We start from the raw sequence: 6,199 nt of genomic DNA on the forward strand, positions 1-6,199 counted from the left end.
TGACTGCGTTCTCCCTGACGAACGTATTTGCCCGGGCCGAAGTCATCGCGGGCAAGCCTCGCTCCTACAGGTTTTTGTAAGGCAAGGGAGTCGCACCATGCGCTTGTTCATTTCGCTGCTGCTGGCCGCCTGCTCGCTGGGCGCTTATGCGGAGCAACCGGTGCCCACGGACCCGGCGGCGGTCAAAGCCCAGTTACAGAATTACTACTTCGATGCGGCCCGTCGCGGCGACGTCGAGATGCTCGATACCTTTATCGAGGCCGGTTATTCCCTCGATACCCAGGACGAGAAGGGCTACACCGCCCTGATCCTTGCGGCGTATCACGGCCAGGGGCCGGCGGTGGAGCGTTTGCTGGCCGCCGGTGCCGATGCCTGTACCCAGGATAAAAGAGGCAACACGGCGCTGATGGGCGCTATTTTCAAGGGTGAAGTGAAGATCGCCCGGCGCCTGCTGGCCACCGACTGCAACCCCGACCAGCGCAACGGCGCCGGCCAGACCGCGGCGATGTACGCCGGGCTGTTCAAGCGGGTGGAGCTGCTCGATGCCCTGGCGACCAAGGGCGCCGACCTGAATGCCGAAGATCCGTTGGGCAACAGCGCCGCGCGTCTGGCCGACGGCGAAATCCACACGGCCGCGCCGCGCTGATCCGCTCCAGCTGAGCTATCATCGCGGTTTTTGCCGGGGGATCAGATGGCCAAGGCCAAGCGCATGTACGGCTGCACCGAGTGCGGCGCAACCTTTCCCAAGTGGGCCGGCCAGTGCGGTGAATGCGGAGCCTGGAACACCCTGACCGAAACCATGGTGGAAAGCGGCGGCGCCGCGGCCCCTAGCGGTCGCACCGGCTGGGCCGGCCAGCAGGCGCAGATCAAGACTCTGGCCGAGGTCAGCGTCGAGGAGATACCGCGCTTTTCCACGGCTTCCGGCGAACTGGACCGGGTGCTCGGCGGGGGCCTGGTCGACGGTTCGGTGGTGCTGATCGGCGGCGACCCGGGGATCGGCAAGTCGACCATTCTGCTACAGACCCTGTGCAACATCGCCACCCGCATGGCGGCGCTCTACGTCACCGGCGAAGAATCGCAGCAACAGGTGGCGATGCGCGCCCGGCGCCTGGGCCTGCCCCAGGACCAACTGCGGGTGATGACCGAAACCTGTATCGAAACCATCATTGCCACGGCCCGGCTGGAGAAGCCCAAGGTCATGGTGATCGACTCGATCCAGACCATTTTCACCGAGCAACTGCAATCGGCCCCCGGCGGTGTTTCCCAGGTGCGCGAAAGCGCGGCGCTGTTGGTGCGTTATGCCAAGCAGAGCGGCACGGCGATCTTCCTGGTGGGCCACGTGACCAAGGAGGGCGCGCTGGCCGGGCCGCGGGTCCTCGAGCACATGGTCGACACCGTGCTGTATTTCGAAGGTGAGTCCGATGGCCGCCTGCGCTTGCTGCGGGCGGTGAAGAACCGCTTCGGCGCGGTCAACGAGCTGGGCGTGTTCGGCATGACCGACCGCGGCCTGAAAGAGGTTTCCAACCCTTCGGCGATCTTTCTCACCCGTGCCCAGGAAGAAGTTCCGGGCAGTGTGGTCATGGCTACCTGGGAAGGCACCCGGCCGATGCTGGTGGAAGTCCAGGCGCTGGTGGATGACAGCCACCTGGCCAATCCGCGGCGGGTCACCCTGGGCCTGGACCAGAACCGCCTGGCGATGCTGCTGGCGGTGCTGCATCGCCATGGTGGCATCCCGACCCACGATCAGGACGTGTTCCTCAACGTGGTCGGCGGGGTCAAGGTGCTGGAAACCGCGTCCGACCTGGCGCTGATGGCGGCGGTGATGTCCAGCCTGCGCAACCGGCCCTTGCCCCACGACTTGCTGGTGTTTGGCGAAGTCGGCCTGTCCGGTGAAGTGCGCCCGGTGCCGAGCGGCCAGGAGCGCCTCAAGGAAGCGGCCAAACATGGTTTCAAACGGGCCATCGTGCCCAAGGGCAATGCCCCGAAAGAGCCGCCACAGGGCCTGCGGATCATTGCGGTAACCCGTCTGGAGCAGGCGCTGGATGCGCTGTTCGAATAACCCCTTGTGCCACTGAAAGGATGCAGTTCATGCGGATGACAGGAGCGGGCCTGGGTGCCCTCGGTTTTGCGTTGTTGTGGGGCAGCGGCCTGGCTGTAGCCAGCCAGGAGGATGCGCCGCACGGATATCGGATCGCCCAGGAGTTGCTGGTCGGCGACGGCACGGTGCTCGAGGTGCTGGAAGACCGACGCATCACCGCGCAATTGCACGCGCAGAGTTGGGGCAGCGGCCTGGACGAAGAAACCTTCGACGAGTCGACGGACAGCGAACACCAGCCGCAACTGGAGGCCCGGGTACGCCTGGTATCGGAGGTCGGCGAAGTGCTTGCCGAGCAGTCCCTGGGCTATCCGCTGGCGAAGGTGGAAAAGGCGCCGCTCAGCGGCCTGCCATACCCGGCGTTTTTCCTCACCGTCGATCAGACGGCGCCGCTGGGCAGCTACAGCGGTCCGGCCACGCAGCTCCTGGCGCCGACGCAAAGCCGGCTGGAGCCGGTCCAGTATCGGGACGAAAGCGGGGAGCAGCGCCCGCTGGGGTTGGCCCAGACCGGCAAGGCGGCCTGGCAGATCCTTCCAGCGGCGGTGGGCGCTACCGAGGCGATTGCCCAGGTGTCTTCGGCGCCTGCGAGCGAGGGGGACGATTTTGTGACCACCTACCGGATCTATCGCTGGGTGGACGGGCAGTGGGCCGCCGCCAGTCGGCAACAGCCCGGTTATTGGGATATGGAAAGCGAATTCCCCGAGCCCTCGGCGTTCCCCTGAGCGGCTGGCGGGAAGAGGCGGGCGCTCAGACTTCGAGCAGTGCGCCCAGCTCGCGCTCCAGTTCCTGCGGGTCGGCGAGGTTGAGTTCGATCAGTCGGCGCAGATGCTCGATCGATTCCAGGTCTATATGCAGGCAGACGAAGCCCAACTGGCCATGATCGTCGTGCGCCAGTTGCACGTCCATGCGCACTTCGGCGTCATCGCTCAAATGGATATCGGCCTCGAACGGCTGGCTTTCGTCCCCCAGCCAGGGATCGGGACGCTGGATCAGCATGCCCTTGAGCGAAAGATCGACCAACTGCACGGGCCAGCGATGAGGGCCCTGGCTCAGTTCGGTGCGGGCATCGAAGGCGATGCGTTTGAAACGACGACGATCGGAATGGTGTTCGCTCATGAGCAGCCCCTCTGCATGGTGAAATGACTATAGACCAGAGCCGGGTGCGCTCCCATCGCTACAGCCAGCGGCGCACCTTGCGGCAATAGTCACGGTAGCGGTCGCCGAACAACTCCAGCAGGCGGATCTCGTCCGGCCGGATCACCGTCAGGTTCATCAGGTAAATCAGCAGCGGCAACAGCAGCCACGGCCACAGGCTGCCAAGTAGCAGGGCGATGGCGCAGTAACCCAGGGTGTCGCCGAGATTGATGGGGTTGCGCGAGATCGCGAACGGGCCATCGCACAGCAGGCGCCGGGGTTCGTCGAGATTGCTGCTGGTGGTGTGCCGTTGCCTGAGGCGCCACATCGCCCAGAACGACAGGCCCTGGCCGCCGATAATCAACAGCAGGGCCAGGGTGCGCAGCCAGCCGTTGACCGGGACCGGCAAGGGCACAGCGTCGGCAAGCAACAGCGCCACCGCCAGGAACAGCAGATACAGCAACGGTGGTGACAGCAGCGGTCCATCGGGCGGCGCGGGCATGGGCACTCCAGACGACGAGTCCTTAAAGGTGCGACCGCTTTTTTGCCCGGGTGGTTCAGTGCTGCCACGAGCGGTTGCACCGCGGCGGTGCAAAACCTAGGAAAAAACTCAAAAGGACGCTCTAGACCAACGTGGGGGGTGGTCTTTGGGGCCAGTAGCGCTAAACTCCGGATGGCTGTCTTTCTTGTCCACCCTGGCTGGAATAATAAAATGAAAAATAATAATAGCCCGCTACGCCACTTACCCTGGCTGGTGCTGGCAATCGTAGGAGCGTGCGCCCTCGGCGTAGTGGCATTGCGCCGAGGCGAGGCGATCAACGCCTTGTGGATCGTGGTCGCTGCCGTGGCCATCTATCTGGTCGCATACCGTTACTACAGCCTGTTCATCGCTAACAACGTGATGCAGCTCGATGCGCGCCGGGCCACCCCCGCCGTGCTCAACAACGACGGTCTGGACTATGTTCCGACCAACAAGCACATTCTCTTCGGTCACCACTTCGCGGCCATCGCCGGCGCGGGCCCGCTGGTGGGTCCGGTACTGGCGGCGCAGATGGGCTATCTGCCCGGCACGCTCTGGCTGATTGCCGGGGTGGTGCTGGCGGGGGCGGTGCAGGACTTCATGGTCCTGTTCATGTCCACCCGGCGCAACGGCCGTTCCCTGGGCGACATGGTCCGTGAGGAAATGGGCCGGATCCCGGGGACCATCGCACTGTTCGGCTGCTTCCTGATCATGATCATCATCCTCGCGGTGCTGGCGCTGATCGTGGTCAAGGCCCTGGCCGAAAGCCCGTGGGGCATCTTCACGGTGATGGCGACCATCCCGATCGCGATGTTCATGGGCGTCTACATGCGCTACATCCGCCCGGGCCGCATCGGTGAAATCTCCATCATCGGCGTGCTCCTGCTGCTGGGCTCGATCTGGCTGGGGGGCCAGATTGCCGCGGATCCCGTGTGGTCCAAGGCCTTCACCTTCACCGGCGTGCAGATCACCTGGATGCTGATCGGCTACGGTTTCGTCGCCGCGGTGCTGCCGGTCTGGCTGATCCTGGCGCCTCGCGACTACCTGTCGACCTTCCTCAAGATCGGTACCATCATCGCCCTGGCGATCGGCATCCTGATCACCATGCCCGAGCTGAAAATGCCGGCGCTGACCCAGTTCACCGACGGCACCGGCCCGGTCTGGAAAGGCGGCCTGTTCCCGTTCCTGTTCATCACCATCGCCTGTGGCGCGGTGTCCGGCTTCCACGCGCTGATCTCTTCCGGGACCACGCCGAAGCTGCTGGATAACGAAACCAACGCCCGTTACATCGGTTACGGCGGCATGCTGATGGAGTCCTTCGTGGCCATCATGGCGATGGTCGCCGCTTCGGTGATCGAGCCGGGCGTGTACTTCGCCATGAACAGCCCGGCGGCCATCGTCGGCGGTGACGTGGTGGCTGTGGCGCAGACAGTCAGCAGCTGGGGCTTCGCCATTACCCCGGACGCCCTGCAAGCGGTGGCCAAGGACATCGGTGAAACCACCATCCTGGCCCGTGCCGGCGGTGCGCCGACCCTGGCGGTCGGTATCGCGCAGATCCTGCACACGGTGTTGCCGGGCGAGAACACCATGGCGTTCTGGTACCACTTCGCGATCCTGTTCGAAGCGCTGTTCATCCTGACCGCGGTGGACGCCGGTACCCGTGCCGGTCGTTTCATGCTGCAGGACCTGCTGGGCTCCTTCGTGCCAGCCCTGAAGCGCACCGAGTCCTGGACCGCCAACCTGATCGCCACCGCTGGCTGCGTAGCCCTCTGGGGTTACCTGCTGTACCAGGGCGTGATCGATCCGCTGGGTGGCATCAACACCCTGTGGCCGCTGTTCGGTATCTCCAACCAGATGCTGGCGGGTATCGCGCTGATGCTCGGCACCGTGGTACTGATCAAGATGAAGCGTCAACGCTACATCTGGGTGACCTTGCTGCCAGCCACCTGGCTGCTGATCTGCACCACCACCGCGGGCCTCATCAAGCTGTTCGACGCCAACCCGGCAGTCGGTTTCCTGGCCCTGGCCAAGAAGTACAGCGATGCCCTGGCCAATGGTCAGATCCTCGCACCGGCCAAGGACATCACGCAGATGCAGCACGTGATCTTCAACGCCTACACCAACGCCACGCTGACGGTGCTGTTCCTGCTGGTGGTATTCAGCATCCTGTTCTACGCACTCAAGGTGGGTATCTCCGCCTGGGGTAAAAAAGAACGCACGGATAAAGAGTCGCCATTCCATGCACTGCCGGATGCGTAATCGAGGATTGCAATCGTGTTCAATGACCTGAGTCGCCTCGGTAAATACCTCGGTCAGGCCGCGCGCCTGATGGTCGGCATGCCCGACTACGACAACTACGTCGAGCATATGCAGACCAAGCACCCGGACAAACCGGTGATGTCGTACGAGGCGTTCTTCCGGGAACGCCAGGAAGCGCGGTACGGCGGCAA

The 6,199-nt window shown here is 64.1% G+C and carries 7 protein-coding genes; 5 read left to right on the forward strand and 2 right to left on the reverse strand.

Annotation, left to right across the window (positions count from 1 at the left end):
• Positions 1-97 precede the first annotated feature (97 nt).
• From J4D52_RS30330 to J4D52_RS30340, 3 genes are read left to right on the forward strand one after another with little or no spacing between them, the layout of a single operon-like run.
• Complete coding sequence (locus J4D52_RS30330; protein WP_110721775.1) at positions 98-646, forward strand: ankyrin repeat domain-containing protein; 549 nt, start codon at positions 98-100, stop codon at positions 644-646.
• 45 nt (positions 647-691) lie between these two features.
• Positions 692-2,059 carry a DNA repair protein RadA gene (radA, locus tag J4D52_RS30335; protein ID WP_025807574.1) on the forward strand — a complete coding sequence of 456 codons (1,368 nt, stop codon included), beginning with the start codon at positions 692-694 and terminating at the stop codon, positions 2,057-2,059.
• Positions 2,060-2,088: 29 nt separating this feature from the next.
• A complete protein-coding gene (locus J4D52_RS30340; RefSeq protein WP_102678243.1) occupies positions 2,089-2,817 on the forward strand; it encodes a hypothetical protein in 729 nt (242 codons plus the stop codon).
• Positions 2,818-2,842: 25 nt separating this feature from the next.
• Here the strand turns inward: J4D52_RS30340 and J4D52_RS30345 are convergent, their stop codons facing one another.
• Together J4D52_RS30345 and J4D52_RS30350 are read right to left on the reverse strand one after the other, a co-directional pair.
• Positions 2,843-3,211 carry a PilZ domain-containing protein gene (locus J4D52_RS30345; protein WP_063433094.1) on the reverse strand — a complete coding sequence of 123 codons (369 nt, stop codon included), beginning with the start codon at positions 3,209-3,211 and terminating at the stop codon, positions 2,843-2,845.
• A 58-nt stretch (positions 3,212-3,269) separates the two neighbouring features.
• Positions 3,270-3,731 carry an isoprenylcysteine carboxylmethyltransferase family protein gene (locus J4D52_RS30350; protein ID WP_102678242.1) on the reverse strand — a complete coding sequence of 154 codons (462 nt, stop codon included), beginning with the start codon at positions 3,729-3,731 and terminating at the stop codon, positions 3,270-3,272.
• 210 nt (positions 3,732-3,941) lie between these two features.
• Between J4D52_RS30350 and J4D52_RS30355 the strand changes: the two genes are divergently transcribed.
• Together J4D52_RS30355 and J4D52_RS30360 are read left to right on the forward strand one after the other, a co-directional pair.
• Positions 3,942-6,008: a carbon starvation CstA family protein gene (locus J4D52_RS30355; protein WP_025807569.1), complete on the forward strand. Its 2,067-nt coding sequence runs from the start codon at positions 3,942-3,944 to the stop codon at positions 6,006-6,008.
• Positions 6,009-6,023: 15 nt separating this feature from the next.
• The coding region (locus tag J4D52_RS30360; protein ID WP_207272228.1) for a YbdD/YjiX family protein at positions 6,024-6,199 on the forward strand (176 nt) is incomplete at its 3' end.

Source organism: Pseudomonas sp. GW460-12-10-14-TSB1, assembly GCF_017349775.1.
In the GTDB taxonomy this organism is placed as follows: domain Bacteria; phylum Pseudomonadota; class Gammaproteobacteria; order Pseudomonadales; family Pseudomonadaceae; genus Aquipseudomonas; species Aquipseudomonas piscium.

What these genes read in the sequence shown, in the direction of transcription:
- J4D52_RS30350 (WP_102678242.1), bottom strand. Translation starts at nt 3,731, where the DNA reads ATGCCCGCGCCGCCCGATGGACCGCTGCTGTCACCACCGTTGCTGTAT.
- J4D52_RS30340 (WP_102678243.1), top strand. Translation starts at nt 2,089, where the DNA reads ATGCGGATGACAGGAGCGGGCCTGGGTGCCCTCGGTTTTGCGTTGTTG.
- J4D52_RS30330 (WP_110721775.1), top strand. Translation starts at nt 98, where the DNA reads ATGCGCTTGTTCATTTCGCTGCTGCTGGCCGCCTGCTCGCTGGGCGCT.
- radA (WP_025807574.1), top strand. Translation starts at nt 692, where the DNA reads ATGGCCAAGGCCAAGCGCATGTACGGCTGCACCGAGTGCGGCGCAACC.
- J4D52_RS30355 (WP_025807569.1), top strand. Translation starts at nt 3,942, where the DNA reads ATGAAAAATAATAATAGCCCGCTACGCCACTTACCCTGGCTGGTGCTG.
- J4D52_RS30345 (WP_063433094.1), bottom strand. Translation starts at nt 3,211, where the DNA reads ATGAGCGAACACCATTCCGATCGTCGTCGTTTCAAACGCATCGCCTTC.